Genomic DNA, 22,774 nt, shown 5'->3' on the forward strand with positions numbered 1-22,774 from the left:
TTCATATAAGGTTCATCTAGTTAGTGTATATATAAAGAAATAATTATTCCTATATCATAAGGAGACAGACTATGAAAAGAAAGATATTTGGCGCTCTATTCATGGCCGCTTGTTTACCGATGGCGTTACAGGCAGCAGATGTTACGGTGGTGAAAGAAACACCGATTGCTGTAGGTGAACGTATCTCTACAACAGCATCGCCAGAAACCAATCGCATTATCCGTGAGGAAACGATGAAAGCTAGACAAGATACAAAACAAATCGTAGCACCAGCGGCAAAAGCGTTTACAGATCGTTTACAAGTAACAGTCAAACCAGAGACAGTGAAAGAAAATTATATGGATTTGACATACCCACGAGTGCAATCTGTCAGTCCTTACGTGACGAAAGCGATAAATAAGACGATTACAGAGTATGTAGAAAAGCTTCGTAAGCAAGTCCACAAGATGAATGAAAAAGCAGTAGATGGAGAAAAACAAAATCTGTATATGAGTTATGATGTCAAAGCAGATGGGAATGGTATTTTTTCTGTCACTATCACATCCTATACAATAGAAGACAATGCGTCTCATGGGGTAAACGTGGAAAAGGGATTTACTTTTAATACCACCACAGGCCGTACGCTGTCCTTAAATGACTTTGGTGGACTTCCACAAGAGAAGATTACAGCAGGAATACAACAACTACCGAAAGATGGTAAAAAATCTATCTATGCAGATGCCACAGTAGGCAAGCCAAATAGTTTCTTTGCCCGTGAAAATCATGAGATTGTGTTGATTTACGACCAAGAGACTATTGCCCCTATGTCTAGTGGTAGCATTTATGTGCCAGTAGGAAACTTAGGGAAATAAGTTAAAAATCATAAGCCCACTCTGCAACTGTTAAGTAGTCATGCCTAGTGGTATCAAATATAGAAAGTATATGTACAGCTAGAGATTGTAAAAAATAACTAGGCAATGAAATAGAGGAAAGTTGATAGGTTTTGTTCAACTTTCCTCTATTTTTATTTAGTGATTCTGTTGTTTCTTCGGAGCGTCAAGTCTCTTATAATAGGCTTTATCGATATCTGCATAGGAGATAATCCCTTGTTGTGCCATTAAGGTTAATACTGTCCGTTGTCGTTGTTTTGTAGCATCTATGTTGCTTACTGGGTTAAAGTAGGACGGCGCTTGTGGAATGCCTGCCAGCACAGCAGCTTGACTTAAGTTAAGGTCCTTTGGTTCTGTCTTAAAGTATCCTTCAGAGGCTGCTTTAATACCATAGTAATCGGTACCATAATAAATGGTGTTCAAATACATGGTGATGATTTCATCTTTGCTGTAATAATGCTCCATCAAATAGGCAAGAAATACTTCTTCCACCTTACGAGACATGATACGCTTGGAGGATAAGAATAAATTCTTTACTAATTGTTGGGTAATGGTACTACCACCTTCTACGGTTTGCCCGGCTATGGTATTTGTATACAAGGCGCGACCAATGCTAAAGAAGTCTACCGCTCCATGCTCATAAAAACGTTTATCTTCCGTAGCCACTAAAGCTTGTTTTACTATAGGACTAATGTCTTCGCTGCGAACGCGATGCTCTAGTGGCACCCGTTTATCCATGGCCTCCTCTACAGCTTCTTTAAAATGAAAGAGACGTTTGATGCGGTCGATTCTGGAAAGTTGATCTTCCCCTTGTTCAATGGTTTGTTCTTTTATCGTATGCGCTACATGTTGCGTAGTCGTTTTAGCATCCTCTGGGGTATACCCAGCGAACCAATATAAACCACCAGCAGCAATGGCAAGCACAAGAATGAGTTTAAAAAGTGTTTTCATGGGTTCATCATATCACATCTAGGGTGTATCAACAATAGGACTTATAGAATCTTATAATAAAGTGGATTGTCCTTGTTATATACACATAAGATATTTGTAATGTAACAGAGTAGTGATGACGTTGAGATTGTTAGAGTTATAGTATTTTTAGTAAAAAACAATAGACATTATGATTTAGCCCTTAGCAATTATGAAATGATAGGTTATAGGGAATGGCTATGGAATAGCAACATATAGATTAAAAATGCATATAAAAGAATTTTTATAAAAAATACTTGCATTATTATGCAAGTGGTTGTATAATACGTTCATAAGATAGAAACAGGTACTGCATAGCAGTCATTTACACAAAGAAAGAGGTTTATTATGAGCAACATTAACAAAGTAGTATTAGCCTACTCCGGCGGTTTAGACACATCTGTTATTATTCCTTGGTTAAAAGAAAACTATGGCGCAGAAGTCATTGCAGTATGCGTAAACTTAGGTCAACCAGAAGATTATGACGCAGTAGAGAAAAAAGCCATCAAATCTGGTGCTACAAAAGCATACATTATTGATGCGCAAGAAGAATTTGTGTCTGACTACATTTGGCCAGTGGTCAAAGCAGGTGCTGTATACGAAGGCAAATACTTATTAGGTACTTCTTTCGCAAGACCATTGATTGCTAAAAAATTAGTAGAAATTGCTGCACAAGAAGGTGCTGATGCCATCGCTCATGGTGCGACAGGTAAAGGGAACGACCAAGTTCGTTTTGAATTGACTATTAAAGCACTTTCACCAAATACAAAAATCATTGCTCCATGGCGTGAGTGGGAATTGAAATCCCGGGAAGATTGCATGGAATATGCAGCGAAACACGATATTCCAGTAGTGGCTACTAAAAAACACCCATACTCCATGGACCAAAACGTATGGCATTTATCCCATGAAGGTGGCGATTTAGAAGATCCTAAGAATGCACCTAAAAATGATGTATATTTAGTTAGCAAATCTCCAGAAGAAGCTCCAGATGTACCAACTATGGTGACCATCGACTTCAAAGAAGGTGTTCCAGTGGCAGTGAATGGTCAAGCCATGTCTCCACTTACCATCTTACAAACTTTAAATGAAATCGGCGCAGCTAATGGTATCGGCATCGTGGATATTGTAGAAAATCGGTTAGTAGGCATGAAATCTCGTGGTGTCTATGAAAATCCTGGTGGAGCTATCATTATGTATGCGCACAGAGAATTAGAATATCTTTGCCTAGACAGAGCCACATACCATTATAAAGAATTGGTGGCGAATAAATACGGGGAACTTGTGTATGATGGCATGTGGTTTGCTCCATTGATGAGCGCTTTACAAGCTTTCGTGGATAGCACACAACAAACAGTAACCGGTCAAGTTACATTGAAATTGTACAAAGGTAATATTATCAGCGCAGGATCTACATCTCCATACTCCTTGTATAACCAAGAATTTGTAACATTTGAAGAAGATGATGTATATAACCAAGCTGATGCAGAAGGGTTCATCAATTTATTCGGATTGCCTTTAACAATCAATGCATTAATGAAAGAGAAAGCAGGTTTAAAATAATGGCGAAACTTTGGGGCGGACGGTTTACCAAAGGGACGGATAAGGCAGTAGAGGACTTCACGTCCTCTATTTCCTTTGATTCCCGCATGTATAAAGAAGATGTGGCAGGCAGTATTGCCTATGCTACAATGCTAGCAGAGCAACAGATCATTTCTCAGGAAGATAAAAATGCCATCGTAGCAGGCCTACAAGCTATTGAACAACAAATTGATGCAGGAGATTTCGAATTTTCTGTGGCATTAGAAGACATCCATATGAATATAGAAAAACGCTTAACCGATGCCATCGGTGAAGCGGGAGGACGCCTGCATACAGGGCGTAGCCGTAATGACCAAGTAGCAGTGGATTTGCATATGTATATTCGTAAAGCTGTGGTACACATGGGTGAGGAACTTGTGAATTTGCAACAAGCTTTCTTAGAAGTGGCAGAGAAGTATAAAGAGGTGATTATCCCTGGATATACCCATTTACAACGGGCGCAACCGGTGTTATTTAGTCACCACATGATGGCGTACTTCTCCATGATCAGTCGTGACTTTGATAATTTACTGTTAATCTTTAAACATGCTAATGTGATGCCATTAGGGGCAGGGGCTTTGGCAGGTACGACCTATCCTATCGATCAAAATATGACGAAGGAATTGTTGCATTTCGATGCCATCTATGAAAATAGTATGGATGCTGTCAGCGACCGTGACTATGTATTAGAGTTCCTCAGCTTTGGGGCAAAAGTGATGATGCATTTAAGTCGGTTAAGCGAAGAATTAATCCTATGGTCTAGCACAGAGTTTGGGTTCATCGAATTAGACGATGCCCATTGCACTGGTTCCAGCATTATGCCACAAAAGAAAAATCCAGACGTATGTGAACTCGTACGTGGTAAAACAGGTCGTATCTACGGTCATTTGATGGGACTTCTTACAACCATGAAAGGCCTGCCAATGACGTACAACAAGGATATGCAAGAAGATAAAGAAGGAGTCTTCGACACGATCGATACCTTGCATTTTGCTATCTCTATTACAGCTGACATGTTACGCCATATGAAAGTTAATGGAGACCATACAAAAGCAGTGTTGGACGATGATTTCTCCAATGCTACGGATATGGCGGACTACTTGGCGAAAAAAGGGGTACCGTTCCGTGAAGCTCATGCCATTGTAGGGGCAGCGGTACAACATTGCATTGAAAAAGGTTGTGTGTTGTTAGATTTATCAGTGGAAGATTTCAAAGCTATTTCACACCACTTTGAAGCAGATATCTTGGATGCCATTACCATCGAAGCTTGCGTAGCAGGTCGTAGTAACTACAGCGGTACAGCGCCAGAGTGCGTAGCACGTCAAATGCAGATTGGACAAACAATCGTGGCAGAAGAAGTGGCACAAATCCAACAATGGAAAGAAAAAATTCATTTACAATAAATAGGTTTGTAGCAATATTCATATTGTATTCTCTTATTCGTATAAAAGTGGCATCTGTAAATGGTATATGGGGCGATTCTGGTTTAGCAAGACTATCGCAACTATGAAAAAAAGCAACGGCAAATCCGTTGCTTTTTTGAGATAAGTTCAATATCCTTAATCCTTATCTTCTTCATTTTCTTTTAGAAGATCTTTTTGTGAATTTTTTTCAGAGAGTTTTTGATCGATATACTTATTAATATTTTCATAAAATTCTTTGGTCGTCTCACTATCCAATTTTGTCGAATTATGAATTTGATTAACTTGATTGACTTTCAAATGAACAGATTGAATACCGTAAGAGGCTTGTTTTTGGCGGAGTGTTTCTAATTGTTCTTCTGAAAGAGGATTGCCAACAATCGTCAAGACCAATTCATTTTTGCTTGACTTGTAGACTTGACTAATGACCGTATGATTGGTGAACTCTTTTCCTACAAATTGTTTGATTCCTTCTTTTCGTGCCTGATCCATCGTTAGCGTGACTGCTGAATAGGTGGCTGGAAGAATTAATAATACAATCAAGGATATCAACCCAATTCTCATTTTAATGTTTAGCTCTTTAAATGAGCGTAAGGGAGATTTTCTCATCAAAATTCTTGTTCCAACAATATTGGTTAGCATGATAAAGACACAGTTAATTAAAAAAAGATAGAGAGCGCCATATATAAATTGTACATTTCCATTAGCTAAACCATAGCCTGCAGTACAGATAGGTGGCATCAGAGCTGTTGCAATGGCTACTCCTGGCACGATATTGTTCGCTTCTTTTTTTCTTGAACCAATTACACCTGCTATCCCACCTGCAATAGCAATGAGAACATCCCAAATGGTTGGAGAGGTTCGAGCAATCAACTCGCTGCTTGCATAAGATATGGGAGAAATCCAGAAATACAGAGCTGAGACAAGCAAACTGACCAATACTTGAGTCAATAAAACATTTAAAGATTGCTTGATTAAACGGGTATCAAAAATAGCTAACCCGAATCCCAGTCCAACAATCGGTGTCATAAGAGGGGAAATCAGCATGGCTCCAATAATAACAGCTGTTGAATTCATATTTAAACCTATAGAGGCAATAAAAATCGCACACATCAAAATTACTGTATCGCTTAATCGAACATGAAGATCATCATATAATTTATCACGGTATTCACGTGCTGAATAGTTTCCTGTCATGGGTTACTCCTTTTATTTCATATAATCTTGTTTCCGCATGGATGATGGTAGAGAGACTTCTGTCTAATCTTCTATTGTTTTAATTCTTACCAGTTATTCTATTGAAAATTATCCATTACGTATCGCTCAGCCTAGCCTTAACATTATACCAAAATTTTATAGTATTTCTTTAAAGAAATCTATTAATTTAACAGATAGAAAAAGTAAGAAATTTTGCTTCATTTTCCAACAAAGATTTGCCACTGTCATCTAAAATATTGGGAAAGTAAATATCGAAAATATATGATATAATCAATATATATTTTTGTTACTAAATACTATGAGGTACTAACAATGAAATTAATCTCTTGGAATGTGAATGGCTTGCGTGCAGCTATGACAAAAGGATTTATGGATGCATTCGATGCATTAGATGCAGATATGTTCTGCTTACAAGAAACAAAATTACAACCAGAACAAATTGAAATGGTCTTGCCAAATCATGAACAATATTGGAATAGTGCGGTAAAAAAAGGCTATAGCGGCACGGCTATTTTCACAAAAGAAAAGCCAATTTCCGTAGTGAATGGTATTGGCATTGAGGAACATGACCAAGAAGGACGTGTGATCACGGCGGAATATGAAAAGTTTTATTTAGTTACGTGCTATACACCGAATAGCCAACGTGAATTGGCTCGCTTGGAGTACCGCATGGAATGGGAAGTGGCATTCCGTGAGTATTTACTAGCATTAGATGCGAAAAAGCCTGTGATTCTGTGTGGTGACCTTAACGTAGCTCATCAAGAAATCGACTTGAAAAACCCTAAAACAAATCGTAAAAATGCTGGCTTCAGTGATGAAGAACGTGAAAAAATGACAGAACTACTAGCCGCAGGATTTACAGATTCCTTCCGCTATTTATACCCTGATGCGGTAGATGCTTACAGCTGGTGGTCTTACATGGGCAAAGCTCGTGAACGGAACGTAGGATGGAGAATTGACTACTTCCTAGTATCCAACAGCATTGCTGATAAAATCCAAGAGGCAAAAATCCATGCAGATATTTTTGGATCTGACCATTGCCCAGTAGAACTAGTTATCGATTTATAATTTCTATAATGAGCGTGCACTATGTCAATATTACGTTTTGAACATATCTCTTTAATGCTTCATGGTCGCCAGATTTTAGGGGATATTTCTTTTGAGGTTCAACAAGGTGAAAGCATCACCATAATAGGTCCATCGGGGAGTGGTAAAAGTACAATTCTGAAATTGTCTAGCTCCTTGATATCTCCTACGGGAGGTACGATTTTCTTTCATGGTAGACCTGTAGAAAGCTATGCACCGACGGAGTATCGCCAACGAGTGGCGTACTGTTTCCAACAACCCTACTTGTTTGGACAAACGGTGCGAGGTAATTTAGCCTTTCCTTTCACCATGAGAGGTCGTTCTGTTGACGAAACAAGAATCAAAGACCTATTCGAGTTGTTTCATATGGATCTACAGTTGTTAGAGAAGTCGAATACAGAGTTATCCGGTGGTGAAATGCAACGAATTTGCTTGATTCGTAGTTTGCTGTTTGCTCCTGAGGTGTTGCTATTAGATGAGGTGACATCTGCCTTGGATACAGAAAATACGGAGTGGGTAGAACAAGGTCTTATGCAGTTGCATAAAGAAGGCTTAACCTTGTTACAGGTGACCCATAATCTAGACCAAAGTGTTCGTATGGGGCAACGTCGTATCACTGTGAAAGATGGACATATTGCAGATTGTGAGGTGCTACATGGGGAGCTTTAATGCCTTATCGAATGAATCCTTGTTGATGGCAACAGGACTCATCGTCATGGCTGTCATCGTGTCCTATCAACAGCGGTTGCGATTGGAACTAGAAATATTGCACAGCGCTTTGCGAGCGGTCGTACAACTTGTGGTAGTAGGCTATCTATTGCATTTCATTTTTGGTGCGGACAATCCTTTGTTTACTAGCGGTGTATTATTGGTGATGCTGATCAGTGCTGCGATCAATGGAGGTAAACGGGGACCTGGCATCAAACGTGCCTCATGGATTGCAGGTGTCAGCATCGGCATTGGTGCTGTCTTTACGTTAGCAGTATTATTGAGTGCTAACGTCTTATCCTTTACGCCGTATCAAATGATTCCTGTAGCAGGTATGGTTATATCAGGGGCGATGGCGGCAGTAGGATTGTGTTTCGGCCAAATTACAACGAACTTTAAGAGTCGCCAACAGGAGATTCAGATTAAGCTAGCCTTGGGTGCTACGCCTATGCAGGCCTGTAAAGCTATTTTGCGAGGAGCCCTTATAGTTAGCTTACAACCGACCATCGATATTGCGAAAACATTGGGTATTGTGTCCTTGCCGGGGATGATGACAGGCTTAATCTTGGCAGGCATGAGCCCTATAGAGGCCATCAAATACCAGATTATCGTTATTTTTATGACCTTTTCAACTGTATCCATTGCCATTGCTATGGCAGGATGCTTGAGTTGCCGACAATTTTTCAATACCAAGGAACAGCTGATTCTATCTAATTTGTGATAGAATCAGTTTTTTTGTGTATATGACCTGTAAATACATCATAAAAATAATCTAGTTATGAAAAATAGTAATCATAAGAATGTTTTATTTACAATACAAAACGAGTATAATTTACAGTAGATACTTCTATTTTCTTATGTATATTGGGCGATATACATGAGGAATTATGAACAACATATACGGTCTTTCATAAATAATTTTAATTATTACATATTATTATGAAATATACTTATTTAGAATAAGTATATGAATATGAATGAAGGGCTACTACGTATAATGCATGGTATATGTCGCGCATTTCTATATGAATAGTGCGTTACTTATAAAATATATATAGAAGGGAGGCCATGTAAGTATTTACATTAACGTCATATGTTAATGTTAGGTTGTGTAGTGAAATATGATGAAGGAGTAAATCAATGACTAAGAAAAAGAATTTCATAGCTTATTTGTCTTCAGTTTTCTTACTAATTGTCAGTCTTGTATTGACTGCATGCGGTGGTCCAAGCGATGGTAAAAAGGACGCCGCACAAAGTGGAAAAAATATTGAGATTACTGATGTAACAGGACAAACAGTAACACTTAAGAAACCTGCTGAACGTGTTGTTGTACAATGGAGTGCATCCGGTGGGGCTTTCTTAACTATGGCTGCATTAGAAGGGAAAGATGTGGCAAAGACTATTGTTGGGATTGATCCAATGTTATCAAAGTTCCGTACAGATATGTGGAATCAGTTTAAAAAAGATGTACCTGAATTAGAAAAAATACCTGTAATTGGTACTGTAAATGATAAAACATTTGATACAGAAAAAGTTATTTCTTTAAATCCAGATGTTATCTTTATTCCTCTTAATATGAAAGATCAATATGAATCTGACTATAAACCTAAACTTGATGCAGCAGGCATCACTACGATTTATATTGATTATCATGCTGAGAAATTAGAAAATCATCAAAAATCCATAGAAGCTATTGGTAAAGCTTTAGGAAAAGAAGAACGTGCTGAAGAAATTAAAACATTCTATACAGACCGTATCACTAAGGTTCTTGATCGTGTAAAAGCAATCAATAAAACGAAACCAACTGTTTATATTGAAGCTGGAAATGAAGGCCCCGAAACATTTGGTGTATCATACAGCGAAAAAGTAGCTTGGGGCGCGTTAGCTACAAGAGTAGGTGGTGATTTAATTACTAAGGATGTAGTTAAATCTGCAGAACCAGTAAACCCTGAATTCGTGTTAGATAGAAACCCTGATATTATCATGATTACGGGATCTTACTGGCCAAAGAAAGCAAGTTCTATGCGTTTAGGTTTTGATACTGACGAAGCTCGTTCACAAGAGCTTTTAAAAGCTTTCACAACAGAACGTAAAGGATGGGATACGTTAAAAGCTGTTACTAATAAACAGGTTTTCTCTGCTCATCATGGTTTGCCACGTGAAGTGTATGATGTAGCTGTATTCGAATATTTAGCTAAAACATTCTATCCTGAAGAGTTTTCCGATGTAAATCCAGAAAATACACTTAAAGAGTTCTATGATAAATTCCTTCCATTCACTTACGGAGGTATTTGGTTCATGCAATTAAAATAAGAGAGGTCTTCCATAGTGACAGAAATCAAAAATCAGTACGACTACAAAAAGCAGACTTATTATAAGTCACTATACATTCTTATTGGATTAGTGATTTGTTTAGTTAGTTTTTTGACCGACATAGTAGTAGGTCCTGCAAATCTTACTCTTCATGATGTATGGCTTGCATTAATACAATCTCCCGATATTTCCAAGAATGCCTATGTTATCATATGGTCATTACGACTTCCAATGGCAATTATGGCATTATTGGTAGGTGCTGCACTAGGAATTGCTGGTGCAGGTATGCAGACTATTTTAGATAACTCATTATCTAGCCCTTATACATTAGGGATTTCTGCGGGTGCTGGTTTCGGTGCCTCTCTGATGGTAGTTGTAGGCGTGAGTGCACTAGAATTTTTAGGTGTGTTTATGGTTCCATTCGGAGCCTTTGTATTTGCGGCACTCACAAGTTTTATTATCTATTCCATTAATAAGATAAAGAATTTTTCCTCTGAAACCATGATTCTAGCGGGGATTGGAATGATGTTCTTATTTCAAGCCTTACAATCATTAATGCAATATATGGCATCACCTGAAGCTTTACAAAATATTGTATTTTGGACAATGGGTAGCTTATCAAAAGCAAATTGGATTAATATTACTATTGTTTTAGTTGTATTAGTCATTATGCTACCGCTTATGATGAAAGAAGCATGGCATTTGACTGCCTTAAAATTAGGTGATGAAAAAGCTGCTGGACTAGGTGTAAATGTTGAAAAACTACGAGTAAAAGTGTTTGCTTTTATATCTATTATTACTGCAGTTGCAGTTTCCTTTGTTGGTACGATTGGATTTATCGGTATCGTAGGTCCACATATTGCACGTATGTTAGTCGGTGAAGATCAACGATTTTTCCTACCTTTATCAGCAGTATGCGGTATGGCTATCTTATCGCTTGCATCCATTGTAAGTAAAATGCTAGTGCCTGGAGCTATGTTTCCAATCGGCATAGTAACTGCTATCATAGGTGTTCCTTTCTTCTTCTCATTGGTATTATCGAAAAAAAGGAGATTTTAAATGATTGAAGTTCAAAATTTAACATTTGGATATTCTTCTAAAGATGAATCTCAAATTTTGCGAGGCGTTGACTTTTCAGCTAAAACTGGAAAATTAACAGCTCTTATCGGTACTAATGGAGCAGGTAAATCCACATTATTAAAAGCAATAGTAGGACTTCTGAAATATAATGGAAATATTCTTATTAATGGAAATCCTACAACTCATTATTCGAATAAAGAATTTACTAATATGGTGAGCTATTTATCTCAAGATAATGATTGCAAGGTGAACTTAACTGTTTTTGAAGTAGTTATGTTGGGTCGCATGGGATCTATGTCTTTTAAGGTAAAAGATAGCGATATTGCGGCTACCAATGAAATTTTAGATCGACTGAATTTACAGAAGTTTGCTTCTAGAAATATAACAGAACTAAGTGGAGGGCAACGCCAACTTGTATTTATGGCACAAGCTTTAGTTAAAGAGCCACAAATTCTTATCCTAGATGAACCTACAAGTGCCCTTGACTTACACAAACAGTTCGATTTATTGACATTACTAAAAAATCTAACGGAAGAACATGGTTTTACTACATTAGTTACTTTGCATCATCTTGACCTAGCAGCAGCATTTGCTGATGAAATTATTGTTTTAAAAGACGGTCGGGTGTATGCACAAGGCGCGCCTATAGACATTTTTACTGAGTCAATGATGGAAGATGTATACCAAGTTAAAACGAAGATTTACGTGGATAATAAAGGTTTTCCTCATGTAATACCTTTAGAAGCAATAAATTCATAATACAGAATAACCGCTTTTTCTAGTGTATGTAAAATGATATTGCATAATTTATAGTAATTTAATAGGAAATATGCTACTATAAGGGTAGATACTTACTATTATTATACGAAAGATGAGGTGGTATTATGGCAAATTACAACCCTTATGAAAATATGCTGCAAACATTAGACTTAGCAGCGGACACATTGGGCATTCCACGCAATGACTATGAAGTGTTGCGTCACCCTGAACGTGAAATGAACGTGGCTATTCCAGTACAAATGGATGATGGACATGTGGAAGTATTTACTGGCTACCGATGCCAACATAGCTCCGTTCTTGGCGCATCTAAAGGTGGATTGCGCTTTCACCCAGATGCAGATGAAAATGAAGTGCGTGCATTAGGTGCTTGGATGACCATCAAAAATGCCATTGCTCATTTACCATATGGTGGTGGCAAAGGCGGTATCAAGGTAGATCCGAAAAAACTAAGTGAAAGAGAGTTGGAACGTTTAACACGTGGTTTCGTTCGTAAAATTGCTCCTATCATTGGAGTAGAACGAGATGTGCCAGCTCCTGATGTGAACACAAATCCGCAAATCATGTCTTGGATTGTCGATGAGTACAGTGCGTTAACTGGTCAATGGACACCAGGGATCGTAACAGGTAAACCATTAGCAATTGGTGGTTCTTTAGGTCGTAATGAAGCAACAGGCCGTGGCTGTATGTTTACATTACTTTCCTACTTGGAAAAACAAGGTAAATCTATTAAAGATTTGACGATTGCTGTACAAGGTTTTGGTAATGTAGGATCTGTTGGTGCTTTATTGATGCATCGTGAAGGTGCTAAAATCGTTGCCATCGGTGATGTACATGGATCTCTGTACAATGCAAACGGCATCGATGTAGAAAAAGCTTACGAATATGCAAACTCTCATGGCCGTTCTTTAGAAGGCTACGAAGAGCCAGGTATGACAAGAATCCCTAATCCAGATTTATTGTTATTGGATGTAGACGTGCTATACTTAGCGGCCTTAGAAAACCAAGTGAACGAAGCCAATATGAAAGAAGTAAAAGCAAAATTAATCTTGGAAGGTGCTAACGGACCATTAACCAAAGATGCAGACTTATACTTCTTTGAAAAAGGTATTCCTGTATTGCCAGACGTATTAGCGAATGGAGGAGGCGTGGTGGTATCCTATTATGAATGGGTACAAAACAAAGCTGGCTTCTACTGGTCTGAAGAAGAAGTAAACGAAAAATTAGCGAAGAACATGAAAAAAAGCTTTGAAGAAGTATGGGCTATGCAAGAAGAGTTTAAAGTATACCCAAGATTGGCTGCGTACATGGTGGCATTGCGTCGTTTAGTAGAAGCATTAAAAATTAAAGGATATAACGGTTAATATATCTGCCCTATCTGCTCATCTTAGATGATGTAATATTTACTAGAGAGCTAGATGTTGTTATCATAACTAGATAGTCAGATGGAAACATAGATTGTAACGGTATATGAGAAAAGGAACTATACAAGATCGAATGATTTTTGCATAGTTCCTTTTTTGTGCTTTGTATAGGTTTTACTAAAGAAGAAAGGTCCTCCGTCTATTTTATAATAGAAGGGGGACCTATTAGGTATATATCAGAGTTTTATTTAATATGTTTACTACCACGTTCTGTCATCGGTGTGCCATTTTGGCAAAGTGGGCATGCATCAGCTTCAAATGTTGGTACAGTTAAGTTTAACAAGGCTTGTACTTTTTCTTTTGGTACGCCAAAGTCTGCTTTACCACCGCTGCGGTTTACAAGAAGGCCTACGCCAACGATTTCACCACCAGCTTCGTTTACAACATCTACTACTTCACGAACGGATCCGCCTGTAGTCACAATGTCTTCTACGATAAGAACACGTTGTCCTTTTTCAATGCGGAATCCACGGCGCAATGTCATTTTACCTTTTTCTCGTTCTGTAAAGATAGCACGAGTACCTAAGGCTTTGCCTACTTCATGAGCCAATAAGATGCCACCAGTCATCGGTCCGATCACAAGCTCTACATTTTGATCTTCAAAACGACGAGCTAACTCTTGGCATAATTGTTCTGTATATTTTGGATGGGATAAGACGTTAAATTTTTCTACATACATAGGGCTGTGAAGGCCAGATGTTAGCAAGAAATGTCCTTCTAAAATAGCTTGTGTGTCGATCAATAATTGTTTTACATTCTCTTCTGTCATCATTTTTAAACTATCTCCATTTCCTCAACAATTAAACGAACTGCTTCTTGTGGATTTTCTGCTTGTGTAATTGGTCGTCCTACCACAATGCGAGAGGCCCCATCTTGTAAAGCGCTACTAGGGGTAGCAATACGTTTTTGGTCGTTAGTAGCCGCAAACGATGGACGGATACCTGGTGTGACGATTAAGAAATCTTCTCCGCAGGCTTCACGAATTAGTTTTGCTTCTAATGGGGAAGCCACAACACCATCTACACCAGCCTCTTTAGCTAGTTTAGCTAGTTTTACTACATGGTCTGAAATTGGTAAAGACCCACCAATAGCGGACCAGTTTTCATCATCAAAGCTAGTTAGCGCTGTAATCGCCAATAGTTTAGGACGCTCAATGCCTAGTTCAGCAGCTTGTTCTTTGGCGGCGTTCATAGCCGCTTCCATCATCACTTTGCCACCTTGACTGTGGATGGTGATTAACTTGGCCCCCAAACGAGTTAATGATTTAATACCATGGGCTACCGTATTTGGAATATCATGTAACTTCAAGTCAAGAAATACGGATTTATTGTGGTCCCGTAAAAATGCTACAGTTTGTTCACCTGCTGCATAAAATAATTCCATACCAACTTTATAATAGCTGACGGAATCGCCTAAGGATGTTACGATGGATTTCATCTCCTCTAGTGAGGACACATCTAAGGCTACAATTAAACGATCATCTGCCATAGGAACCTCCTTGTTTCACAAATCGTACTATTATTTCATAGTTTATAGTGAAAGTCAAGAACTTTATATATTCGTTGAAATTTGAATGACTATAATTTATAATGAAACTACAATTGGATACGTATTTGATAGGAGATGAAAATATGAAATTAGTTGTGACAGTGGTAGGGCAAGACAGAGTAGGTATTATTGCGGGAGTGACTCGTGTGTTAGCGGACAATGAAGTAAATGTAGTATCCATTAACCAAACTATTTTGGATGGTATCTTTAATATGATCATGATGTGTGAGGTCAGTGACTCCGCTGATTTAAGTGGTATCCAAAAAGCGTTAGCAGCAGAAGGAGAACGATTAGGGGTTCAAATTTTAGCGCAAAATGCAGCCATCTTTTTAAGCATGCATCGAGTGGGATAAGCGAGGGTACCTATGTTAAGTATTGAAAATATTTTAGAAACGAATCGGATGATTCAAGATAATAAGTTAGATGTGCGGACCATCACGATGGGGATTAGCCTATTAGGATGTATCTCGGAAGATGGGGAGCGTATGTGCACTCGTATTTATGACCATATTACGAAGGAAGCAGAATATTTAGTGAAAACAGGGGAAGATTTAGAGCGTGAACTAGGAGTACCTATCATTAATAAACGTATTTCTGTGACACCAATTTCTTTAATTGGTGGTGCCTCCAACTTACCCAACTATGTGTCCATCGCTCGTGCCTTAGATCAAGCAGCAAAAGCAGTAGGTGTAAATTTCATCGGTGGTTTCTCTGCTTTGGTGTCGAAAGGGTATACAGAGGGAGATCGCAAGCTCATAGCTTCCATTCCTGAAGCGTTAGCGACGACAGATATTGTATGTAGCTCTGTAGGCATCGGTTCTACAAAGGCAGGCATCAATATGGATGCAGTGGCTGACATGGGACACATTGTGAAAGAAACAGCCCGTCTCACAGCCGATAGAGATGCTTTGGGTTGTGCGAAGCTAGTGATTTTCTGCAATCCTGTAGAAGATAATCCGTTCATGGCAGGGGCTTTCCATGGGGTCACAGAAGGTCAGACAACAATTAGTGTTGGCGTCAGTGGTCCCGGAGTAGTAAAACATGCTTTGGAATCTGTAAAAGGTGAACCATTTGATGTAGTAGCGGAAACGATTAAACGGACAGCTTTCAAAATTACTCGTGTGGGACAATTAGTAGCACAAGAGGCATCACGTAGATTGAATAAACAATTTGGTATTATCGATATTTCTTTAGCACCCACACCTGCCGTAGGGGACTCTGTAGCACATGTGCTAGAAGAAATGGGGTTAGAAGCGTGCGGTACCCATGGTACTACGGCAGCTTTGGCCTTGTTGAACGATGCTGTGAAAAAAGGTGGCCTTATGGCATCTTCTCACGTAGGTGGATTAAGTGGTGCTTTCATTCCTGTCAGTGAAGATAAGGGCATGATTGATGCGGTTACATTAGGCAGTTTGTCCTTAGATAAATTAGAAGCTATGACTTGTGTTTGCTCTGTGGGACTAGATATGATTGCTGTCCCTGGGGATACGTCGGCAGCCACTATCTCAGCTATCATTGCAGACGAGGCAGCTATCGGTATGATTAATAATAAAACTACCGCGGTACGACTCATTCCTGTACCAAATAAGACGGTAGGAGATATTGTAGAGTTTGGTGGACTCTTGGGATATGCACCGATTATAAAAGTGCATCCATTTAGTTCGGAAGAGTTCATTCGCCGTGGTGGTCGTATTCCGGCGCCGGTACGTAGTTTGACTAACTAATACCTGTATACTAAGTATGAAAGTGAGGTTATCTCATGAAACAAATTGTTGTGATGGAACCATTAGGAGTATCCGAAACATTGTTACAATCCCTAGCGGAGCCTTTCAAGGCAGAAGGCTATGAACTAGTCGTATACGGCACAAAGGAAACCAATCAAATAAAATTATTGGACCGTGTTCGTCAGGCGTCTATCATTATCTTGGCGAATCAACCTTTGTCAGGTGAGATCATTCGCCAATGTCCAAAGTTGGAGTTTATTTCAGTGGCTTTCACAGGAGTAGACCATATTGATTTGGAGGCATGTCATGAAAAAGGTATCATTGTGAGCAATGCGGCAGGCTATTCCACACAAGCCGTTACAGAATTGGTGTTTGGATTAGCCATTTCCGTACTTCGTAATGTATTGCCTTGCGATGGTCGCACACGGACAGGCGGTACCAAAGATGGACTACCTGGATTTGAATTGTATGGAAAAACCTTTGGTATCGTGGGAACAGGCGCAATCGGTAGTGCGGTGGCACGCATTGCAAAAGCCTTTGGCTGTAAGGTCATCGCCTATAACCGTTCAGAAAAACCGGAACTAGTGGCAGAAGGGATTACTTTTACAGACCTAGACACAGTGGTACAAGAAGCAGATATTCTATCCTTACATGTACCATTAACAGAAGAGACACGCCATGTAATCGATGCAACACGCATTGATATTATGAAAGATACAGCCGTGTTAATCAATACGGCGCGTGGACCTGTGGTGGATAACGAAGCTTTGGCGAAAGCCTTGCATGCCGGTAAATTACGTGGCGCAGGCATCGATGTATTTGAAGTAGAGCCGCCAATCCCAACAGACCATCCATTATGCGATGCACCTCGTACAGTATTAACACCACACATTGCCTTTGCGAGCCAAGAAGCATTTGTTACACGGGCTCAGATCGTGATGGATAATATTGTGGCATTCTTACAAGGGGAACCTGTCAATCGGGTGTGTTAAGACTTTCATAGAAAGTATATATAACAAAGACCCTATGTATATGTATATCCTATAGTGATTGCATTTTCCATACAATCGTCCTATAATACTTTGTATTACGTTTTAACATACAATGGTACGCCCTAAATGGACTCATAGAAAGGATGATTGGATGAGACCTGTACATACATTACCAAGCTATAGCTTTGGAGGACACGAAATTTTTGACACTATAGGAGAGTATACGAAACAGTTAGGCAAGAAAACTGTCATTATCGGTGGAGATACATCGTTATCTGTGGCATTACCTTTCTTGCAACCAGCCTTAGAAAATGCAGGGGTTGAGGTGCTAGAAGTGGTGCATTTTGGCGGTGAATGTGCGTACGCTGTAACAAATGAACTAGCGAAAAAGGAATCCTTGCGAGCGGCTGACTTCCTCATCGGTGTGGGTGGTGGTAAAGCCTTAGATACCACAAAATTAACGAGTATTGAATTAGGAGATATTCCTGTTATCACAGTGCCTACTATTGCTGCTACTTGTGCAGCCACATCTGAGGCGATTGCCATTTATACTTTGGACCATACCTTTGATAGCGTAGCCTTCCTAAAACGTCCTGCAGTGCATACATTTATTGATGCAGACATTTTGGTGAAAGCCCCAAGTCAATATTTCTGGGCAGGTATGGGTGATACCATAGCGAAGCATTATGAAACGCATATGGCTACAAGAGGCCGAGACTTGTCCTACAATGTGCAAGTGGGGTTAGCCTTGTCTAAGATGTGTGCAGAGCCTATCTTCGCTCATGGTCGTGAAGCGTTGACGGCTAATGAGCAAGGGAAACGCAATCGCCTCTTTGATGAACTAGTGATGGCTGTAGTGCTTACGACCGGTATCGTTTCTGGTTGCATGCCAGGAGATTTCAATAGTACCATTGCTCATGCTGTGTGCTATGGTTGCGCCGAAGATCCTCATACGGAAGAACACCACCTTCATGGTGAAATAGTAGCCTATGGTTTATTGGTGTTATTTGCTGCAGACAAGCAAGATGACGAGTTAAGTCGCTGGTTGCCAGTGTATCGTCAAATTGGGTGGCCTACGAAACTTTCAGACATGGGATTAACCACAGACCATATTCCGATGATCGTGAAAAAAGCGGCCTCTGTTCGTGATGTGGTCATCAGCCCTTATGTAGTGACAGAAGAATTGCTTACAGAAGCCATTTTGAAAGTAGAAGCGCATAACTAATCATCAACAGGTATCTCTAGTAGAAAGAGGTACCTGTTTGTGCTATGATGAGGGTATGTTTACGCTATACATTGGAATGGCGTATGTTAGGAACTTGAGTCAGATTTTTGTGCCTATGAAATGACGGTGGTAGATATAAGCGATGTTTGCTACTAGAAGGGTCTCAACTCATAGGAGTGGTGTCTAATATAGCGAAATGTATATGGAACGAGATAAACCGGGTGTACATGATTAGGACGATAAGTGCTAACAACGAGAAGATAGGAGTAATGGACGACTATGGAACGAATATCATGGAATGAAATAGATTTTGTAAAGGTAGGCAATGCTACAGATACGATTGGAAAAACAGGATTGACTGTATTGCGCTTTCCTGATGGTGCCCGAGGGGGGCTGCACATTAGTGGAGGTGGTCCTGCTGCCCGTGAAAGCGGCGTCCTCGATCCGACAACAGCGCCAACGCCGGTGAATGCCTTGGTCTTAGGTGGGGGATCCGCTTTTGGTTTGTGTGCTAGCGATGGGGTGATGCAATCCTTAGAAGTGCGCAATATAGGGTTTCCTACCGCTTATGGGATGGTACCCATCGTTTGCCAAAGTGATATTTACGATTTATCCTATGGTAATCCCAAGGCACGTCCTACGGTAGAGATGGCATATGATGCCTGTGAAAGGACTTTCATAAGCACAGAACCTATGTCTGGCAATGTAGGTGCTGGCACAGGGGCAACAGTAGGAAAAGTGTGTGGTATGGAACGGGCTATGAAAGGCGGTATCGGTTATGCAGCGGCGAAACTAGGGGACCTCATAGTGGGCGCCGTCGTGGTAGTAAATGCCTGTGGCAATGTGTACGATCAACAGGGTCGTGCCCTAGGGGGTGTCATGGATGAAGGGCGCCAGCACATATTGGATGCTTGTCAGCTGATGTTTGACCAATATGAAGGAATTAGTGAAAGTAAACCTATGTTAGGTACATCTGTGAAATCTAGCGAGGGGAATGATTCGTTACAGGATGGCCATTCCCAATGTGAAGCGGTCCTAGGTATGGAAAAAGGAAACACTACCATCGGCGCTATCGTAACGAATGCTGCCTTTCATAAAGGTGAATTAACTAAGATTGCCATGATGGCTACGAATGGCTATGCACGGTCTATTCGACCGGTAGGGACCCTGTCCGATGGAGATACAATTTACGCCTTTTCTGTGACTGCAGAGTCTGAAAATCTGTGTGGGATAAGTAAGCCTATAGTAGCTGATGTGAATGTGGTAGGCACTTTGGCTGCTGAGTTAATGTGCGAAGCCATCGAAGATACTATGCGATCTAGCAAGATAGATAATTCCGAGTTTTTAGCAAATATAATAGATTTACACGAAGTGAAAATTTAAAGTATATAAAAAATGCTTGCATTTTATATGAAAGTGCTATATAATAACTCTTGTATTATTCCTCGATAGCTCAGCAGGTAGAGCAATCGGCTGTTAACCGATCGGTCGTAGGTTCGAGTCCTACTCGAGGAGCCATACAAGGCCCGTTGGTCAAGCGGTTAAGACACCGCCCTTTCACGGCGGTATCGGGGGTTCGATTCCCCCACGGGTCACCATATGGACGATTAGCTCAGCTGGGAGAGCGCCTGCCTTACAAGCAGGATGTCGGCAGTTCGATCCTGTCATCGTCCACCATAGCTAAGAACCATCCATTCGGATGGTTCTTTTTTATGTCGGCATTTGTGTCGTCACTTATGATGCTATGTAGTCTGTGGCGTTCTTAACTTAATGGCAAAAGGGAAGAGCACGGTATACTCCTCTCAAACGGCATTTCATGATGTTTGTTCGGGGCACACCGTGCTCTTCTTGCGTTTGTGAGAGTTAGGTAGTAAGGGAACGCCACAAGGTTACTACGCCTAACTGCGTTCCTCAGGGGGAGGTTGTTTTGGACTACGTTGTGATTTTCTGCGTGTAGGATATTAGTATGAATGCCATAAGATGTAACTGTATTATGGTGTTATTTCAATGAGAGTATTACAAGGTTATGTATGGTCATAAGTTGGGGAGTTGGTGTATATTTTAGATAATATAATTAGAGAAAAAATCTAGGAGGGATAGCTATGAGTAGATTTGTACAGCCAGATAAAGAGGCAGAAAAAGCATTTCGGAAGATGGTGAAGGATAGTATTCTATTGATGCTAGCATCGTTATAATAAAAAGCCGTAACACAATGTACTATTGGGTCACAGCTTTTATATTTATTCGTTCGAAAATAATACACATTATGACGAACATATGTTATACTGTTAATGAAGAGTAAAACGTGGTTTAGGTTCATCTCCGAAAGGGGGTGATGCTATGTCAGTATTTGAAATACTTTCCCTAGGGATTAATTTCTTAATGCTCATAGTAGCGATTATCACCTTATATGTAATGCTACAGCGTAAGTAGTGTTCTTATAAAAGAAACCGTGCCTAATGTAAAGAGAAGTATCTCATCACGTTAGGCACAAAAATCAATTTTTTGATGAGCCTAACGCGCCACACGTTTTGCTCTTCTTTATATATAGGATAGCATACTTTGCCAAAAAGGTAAATGTAATCGTCTTTATATAAGGTTAAATATGATAAAATATAGGTAGAATAGCAGAGGAAAAGATAGTATAAAGTGGGAAACCGTGAAAAAGTTTTTTGTTATATTTTGACCAAAGTATGGATAGACCCAATAGGGGTCAAAAGATACGTATTGGAAGATGACTTAGACACCAATAACTAAGATGAAATGGAAACCATATGAAAGACAAACGAACGTTAACATATACAATTGGAAATACGATAGCACCGACGTTAGGAGAATGGCTAGATACCCATCAATTTCCTCGGAAAACGATGAAAGAACTCTTCGGGACGAAGGCTGTTCGATTAGATGGACAGATTTGTACAGCTAAATCTGAACTTTCAAAGGGGATGGTATTAGAAATTATCCCTTTAAAAGAACGCATCGACCACGACCCAATAGAAATGCCCTTAACGATAGCCTATGAAGATGAAGATATTCTTATTGTAGATAAAGCATCGGGAATCACGATGAATTCGAAAGGACAAGTATCTTTAGCGAATGGGGTAGCCTACTATTTTAAAACACATAAGATTTATGGAAAAGTACGATTCTTAAATCGATTGGATCGTGATACATCGGGTTTGGTGGTAGTAGCTAAGCATGGCTTGGCACAACACTTTTACCAAATGCAGATGGATGATAATCGCTTGGAAAAATGGTACCGAGCGACGGTACAAGGGCGATTGGCACAACAGCATGAGGTACTAGAATTACCTATCCGCAAAAGTGCAGATGGCATCCATCAAGAGGTACACCCAGAGGGTGTGATGACGAAAACGGAATATGAAGTACTACACTATGATGCGGCACAAGATACAACAGATGTGCGTATTCGCTTGTGGACGGGCAAGACCCACCAAATTCGAGTGACTATGGCGCATATAGGACATCCCTTGGTACATGACCTATTGTATGCTGATGAGGGAGTGTTGGAATCCAGACAGAGTGCATGGGGGATAGATGAGGCACAATGTTACAAAGGCTTACAACAAGAGGTAACAAATACAGCGAAAGGACAGATAAAAGACATAGGCAAGACGTTTGCCCTTAGGGCCTATCGCTTAGTATGCTATCATATGCGAACAGGTGAGCAAGTCGTAATAGAAGTACAATAGCCGTATATTGTTATAACTGTAGTTACTAACCTAATTCTTACCAATACTATAAAAAACGCGAAAAAGCACGAAAACTACTAAAATCGTGCGCGAAATCGCATTTTTTGTGTGCGAAAATTTTAG

The 22,774-nt window shown here is 39.8% G+C and carries 21 protein-coding genes and 3 tRNA genes; 20 read left to right on the forward strand and 4 right to left on the reverse strand.

All coding sequences use genetic code 11. The annotated features are described in order from the left end of the window. The first annotated feature begins 71 nt into the window (after positions 1-71). Complete coding sequence (locus EO114_RS04405) at positions 72-851, forward strand: PdaC/SigV domain-containing protein (RefSeq protein ID WP_127061760.1); 780 nt, start codon at positions 72-74, stop codon at positions 849-851. 156 nt (positions 852-1,007) lie between these two features. Here the strand turns inward: EO114_RS04405 and EO114_RS04410 are convergent, their stop codons facing one another. Beyond that, entirely contained in the window at positions 1,008-1,820 is an 813-nt protein-coding gene (locus EO114_RS04410; RefSeq protein WP_126940810.1) for a transglycosylase domain-containing protein, read from the reverse strand. Between the two features lie 366 nt (positions 1,821-2,186). Between EO114_RS04410 and EO114_RS04415 the strand changes: the two genes are divergently transcribed. Together EO114_RS04415 and argH are read left to right on the forward strand one after the other, a co-directional pair. Then, on the forward strand, positions 2,187-3,401 hold the full coding sequence (locus EO114_RS04415; protein ID WP_009353173.1) for an argininosuccinate synthase: 1,215 nt from the start codon (positions 2,187-2,189) through the stop codon (positions 3,399-3,401). Beyond that, positions 3,401-4,822: an argininosuccinate lyase gene (gene argH, locus EO114_RS04420; protein ID WP_127061762.1), complete on the forward strand. Its 1,422-nt coding sequence runs from the start codon at positions 3,401-3,403 to the stop codon at positions 4,820-4,822. Before EO114_RS04415 ends, argH begins: the two co-directional genes overlap by 1 nt. A 156-nt stretch (positions 4,823-4,978) precedes the next feature. Here the strand turns inward: argH and EO114_RS04425 are convergent, their stop codons facing one another. After that, the gene (locus EO114_RS04425; RefSeq protein WP_127061764.1) at positions 4,979-6,037 is read right to left on the reverse strand and encodes a TIGR00341 family protein; all 1,059 of its coding nucleotides are present in this window, start codon (positions 6,035-6,037) and stop codon (positions 4,979-4,981) included. Positions 6,038-6,370: 333 nt separating this feature from the next. On the opposite strand from EO114_RS04425, the gene EO114_RS04430 reads away from it, so the two are divergent. The 7 genes from EO114_RS04430 (at position 6,371) to EO114_RS04460 (ending at position 13,386) form a co-directional block, all read left to right on the forward strand. Further along, a complete protein-coding gene (locus tag EO114_RS04430) occupies positions 6,371-7,126 on the forward strand; it encodes an exodeoxyribonuclease III (RefSeq protein ID WP_127061766.1) in 756 nt (251 codons plus the stop codon). Positions 7,127-7,147: 21 nt separating this feature from the next. After that, positions 7,148-7,813 (forward strand): ATP-binding cassette domain-containing protein, encoded by a 666-nt coding sequence (locus tag EO114_RS04435; RefSeq protein WP_127061768.1) that lies wholly within the window; start codon positions 7,148-7,150, stop codon positions 7,811-7,813. Next, positions 7,800-8,573, forward strand: coding sequence for an iron export ABC transporter permease subunit FetB (fetB, locus tag EO114_RS04440; protein ID WP_127061770.1), 774 nt, complete (start codon positions 7,800-7,802; stop codon positions 8,571-8,573). Before EO114_RS04435 ends, fetB begins: the two co-directional genes overlap by 14 nt. A 419-nt stretch (positions 8,574-8,992) precedes the next feature. Beyond that, a complete protein-coding gene (locus tag EO114_RS04445; protein ID WP_127061772.1) occupies positions 8,993-10,165 on the forward strand; it encodes an ABC transporter substrate-binding protein in 1,173 nt (390 codons plus the stop codon). Positions 10,166-10,180: 15 nt separating this feature from the next. Then, complete coding sequence (locus EO114_RS04450; protein WP_062403631.1) at positions 10,181-11,224, forward strand: iron ABC transporter permease; 1,044 nt, start codon at positions 10,181-10,183, stop codon at positions 11,222-11,224. Continuing rightward, positions 11,225-12,004 (forward strand): ABC transporter ATP-binding protein, encoded by a 780-nt coding sequence (locus EO114_RS04455; protein ID WP_127061774.1) that lies wholly within the window; start codon positions 11,225-11,227, stop codon positions 12,002-12,004. A gap of 125 nt (positions 12,005-12,129) precedes the next feature. Beyond that, positions 12,130-13,386: a Glu/Leu/Phe/Val dehydrogenase gene (locus tag EO114_RS04460; protein WP_009353161.1), complete on the forward strand. Its 1,257-nt coding sequence runs from the start codon at positions 12,130-12,132 to the stop codon at positions 13,384-13,386. A gap of 244 nt (positions 13,387-13,630) precedes the next feature. Here EO114_RS04460 and pyrE read toward each other — a convergent pair whose 3' ends face one another. Then, positions 13,631-14,218, reverse strand: coding sequence for an orotate phosphoribosyltransferase (gene pyrE, locus EO114_RS04465; protein WP_126939506.1), 588 nt, complete (start codon positions 14,216-14,218; stop codon positions 13,631-13,633). Positions 14,219-14,220: 2 nt separating this feature from the next. Beyond that, a complete protein-coding gene (gene pyrF, locus EO114_RS04470) occupies positions 14,221-14,934 on the reverse strand; it encodes an orotidine-5'-phosphate decarboxylase (RefSeq protein ID WP_127061776.1) in 714 nt (237 codons plus the stop codon). Positions 14,935-15,077: 143 nt separating this feature from the next. Between pyrF and EO114_RS04475 the strand changes: the two genes are divergently transcribed. The 10 genes from EO114_RS04475 (at position 15,078) to EO114_RS04515 (ending at position 22,651) form a co-directional block, all read left to right on the forward strand. Further along, a complete protein-coding gene (locus EO114_RS04475) occupies positions 15,078-15,347 on the forward strand; it encodes an ACT domain-containing protein (RefSeq protein ID WP_009353203.1) in 270 nt (89 codons plus the stop codon). A 12-nt stretch (positions 15,348-15,359) separates the two neighbouring features. Further along, positions 15,360-16,718, forward strand: a complete 1,359-nt coding sequence (locus tag EO114_RS04480; RefSeq protein WP_009353184.1) for a PFL family protein — start codon at positions 15,360-15,362, stop codon at positions 16,716-16,718. Between the two features lie 35 nt (positions 16,719-16,753). Continuing rightward, a complete protein-coding gene (locus EO114_RS04485; RefSeq protein WP_127061778.1) occupies positions 16,754-17,710 on the forward strand; it encodes a 2-hydroxyacid dehydrogenase in 957 nt (318 codons plus the stop codon). Between the two features lie 151 nt (positions 17,711-17,861). Then, positions 17,862-18,935, forward strand: coding sequence for an iron-containing alcohol dehydrogenase family protein (locus EO114_RS04490; RefSeq protein ID WP_127061780.1), 1,074 nt, complete (start codon positions 17,862-17,864; stop codon positions 18,933-18,935). A 279-nt stretch (positions 18,936-19,214) separates the two neighbouring features. Next, positions 19,215-20,318: a P1 family peptidase gene (locus tag EO114_RS04495; RefSeq protein ID WP_127061782.1), complete on the forward strand. Its 1,104-nt coding sequence runs from the start codon at positions 19,215-19,217 to the stop codon at positions 20,316-20,318. A gap of 59 nt (positions 20,319-20,377) precedes the next feature. Next, positions 20,378-20,453, forward strand: a tRNA-Asn gene (locus tag EO114_RS04500). 5 nt (positions 20,454-20,458) lie between these two features. Beyond that, a tRNA-Glu gene (locus tag EO114_RS04505) sits at positions 20,459-20,533 on the forward strand. A gap of 3 nt (positions 20,534-20,536) precedes the next feature. Further along, a tRNA-Val gene (locus tag EO114_RS04510) sits at positions 20,537-20,612 on the forward strand. 663 nt (positions 20,613-21,275) lie between these two features. After that, entirely contained in the window at positions 21,276-21,368 is a 93-nt protein-coding gene (locus tag EO114_RS08055; protein WP_240629366.1) for a putative holin-like toxin, read from the forward strand. A 341-nt stretch (positions 21,369-21,709) separates the two neighbouring features. Then, the gene (locus tag EO114_RS04515; RefSeq protein WP_240629057.1) at positions 21,710-22,651 is read left to right on the forward strand and encodes an RluA family pseudouridine synthase; all 942 of its coding nucleotides are present in this window, start codon (positions 21,710-21,712) and stop codon (positions 22,649-22,651) included. Positions 22,652-22,774 lie beyond the last annotated feature (123 nt).

The sequence above is a fragment of the Veillonella sp. 3627 genome (assembly GCF_003992195.1).
Lineage (GTDB): Bacteria > Bacillota > Negativicutes > Veillonellales > Veillonellaceae > F0422.

What these genes read in the sequence shown, in the direction of transcription:
- EO114_RS04405 (WP_127061760.1), top strand. Translation starts at nt 72, where the DNA reads ATGAAAAGAAAGATATTTGGCGCTCTATTCATGGCCGCTTGTTTACCG.
- EO114_RS04410 (WP_126940810.1), bottom strand. Translation starts at nt 1,820, where the DNA reads ATGAAAACACTTTTTAAACTCATTCTTGTGCTTGCCATTGCTGCTGGT.
- EO114_RS04415 (WP_009353173.1), top strand. Translation starts at nt 2,187, where the DNA reads ATGAGCAACATTAACAAAGTAGTATTAGCCTACTCCGGCGGTTTAGAC.
- argH (WP_127061762.1), top strand. Translation starts at nt 3,401, where the DNA reads ATGGCGAAACTTTGGGGCGGACGGTTTACCAAAGGGACGGATAAGGCA.
- EO114_RS04425 (WP_127061764.1), bottom strand. Translation starts at nt 6,037, where the DNA reads ATGACAGGAAACTATTCAGCACGTGAATACCGTGATAAATTATATGAT.
- EO114_RS04430 (WP_127061766.1), top strand. Translation starts at nt 6,371, where the DNA reads ATGAAATTAATCTCTTGGAATGTGAATGGCTTGCGTGCAGCTATGACA.
- EO114_RS04435 (WP_127061768.1), top strand. Translation starts at nt 7,148, where the DNA reads ATGTCAATATTACGTTTTGAACATATCTCTTTAATGCTTCATGGTCGC.
- fetB (WP_127061770.1), top strand. Translation starts at nt 7,800, where the DNA reads ATGGGGAGCTTTAATGCCTTATCGAATGAATCCTTGTTGATGGCAACA.
- EO114_RS04445 (WP_127061772.1), top strand. Translation starts at nt 8,993, where the DNA reads ATGACTAAGAAAAAGAATTTCATAGCTTATTTGTCTTCAGTTTTCTTA.
- EO114_RS04455 (WP_127061774.1), top strand. Translation starts at nt 11,225, where the DNA reads ATGATTGAAGTTCAAAATTTAACATTTGGATATTCTTCTAAAGATGAA.
- EO114_RS04460 (WP_009353161.1), top strand. Translation starts at nt 12,130, where the DNA reads ATGGCAAATTACAACCCTTATGAAAATATGCTGCAAACATTAGACTTA.
- pyrE (WP_126939506.1), bottom strand. Translation starts at nt 14,218, where the DNA reads ATGATGACAGAAGAGAATGTAAAACAATTATTGATCGACACACAAGCT.
- pyrF (WP_127061776.1), bottom strand. Translation starts at nt 14,934, where the DNA reads ATGGCAGATGATCGTTTAATTGTAGCCTTAGATGTGTCCTCACTAGAG.
- EO114_RS04475 (WP_009353203.1), top strand. Translation starts at nt 15,078, where the DNA reads ATGAAATTAGTTGTGACAGTGGTAGGGCAAGACAGAGTAGGTATTATT.
- EO114_RS04480 (WP_009353184.1), top strand. Translation starts at nt 15,360, where the DNA reads ATGTTAAGTATTGAAAATATTTTAGAAACGAATCGGATGATTCAAGAT.
- EO114_RS04485 (WP_127061778.1), top strand. Translation starts at nt 16,754, where the DNA reads ATGAAACAAATTGTTGTGATGGAACCATTAGGAGTATCCGAAACATTG.
- EO114_RS04490 (WP_127061780.1), top strand. Translation starts at nt 17,862, where the DNA reads ATGAGACCTGTACATACATTACCAAGCTATAGCTTTGGAGGACACGAA.
- EO114_RS04495 (WP_127061782.1), top strand. Translation starts at nt 19,215, where the DNA reads ATGGAACGAATATCATGGAATGAAATAGATTTTGTAAAGGTAGGCAAT.
- EO114_RS08055 (WP_240629366.1), top strand. Translation starts at nt 21,276, where the DNA reads ATGTCAGTATTTGAAATACTTTCCCTAGGGATTAATTTCTTAATGCTC.
- EO114_RS04515 (WP_240629057.1), top strand. Translation starts at nt 21,710, where the DNA reads ATGAAAGACAAACGAACGTTAACATATACAATTGGAAATACGATAGCA.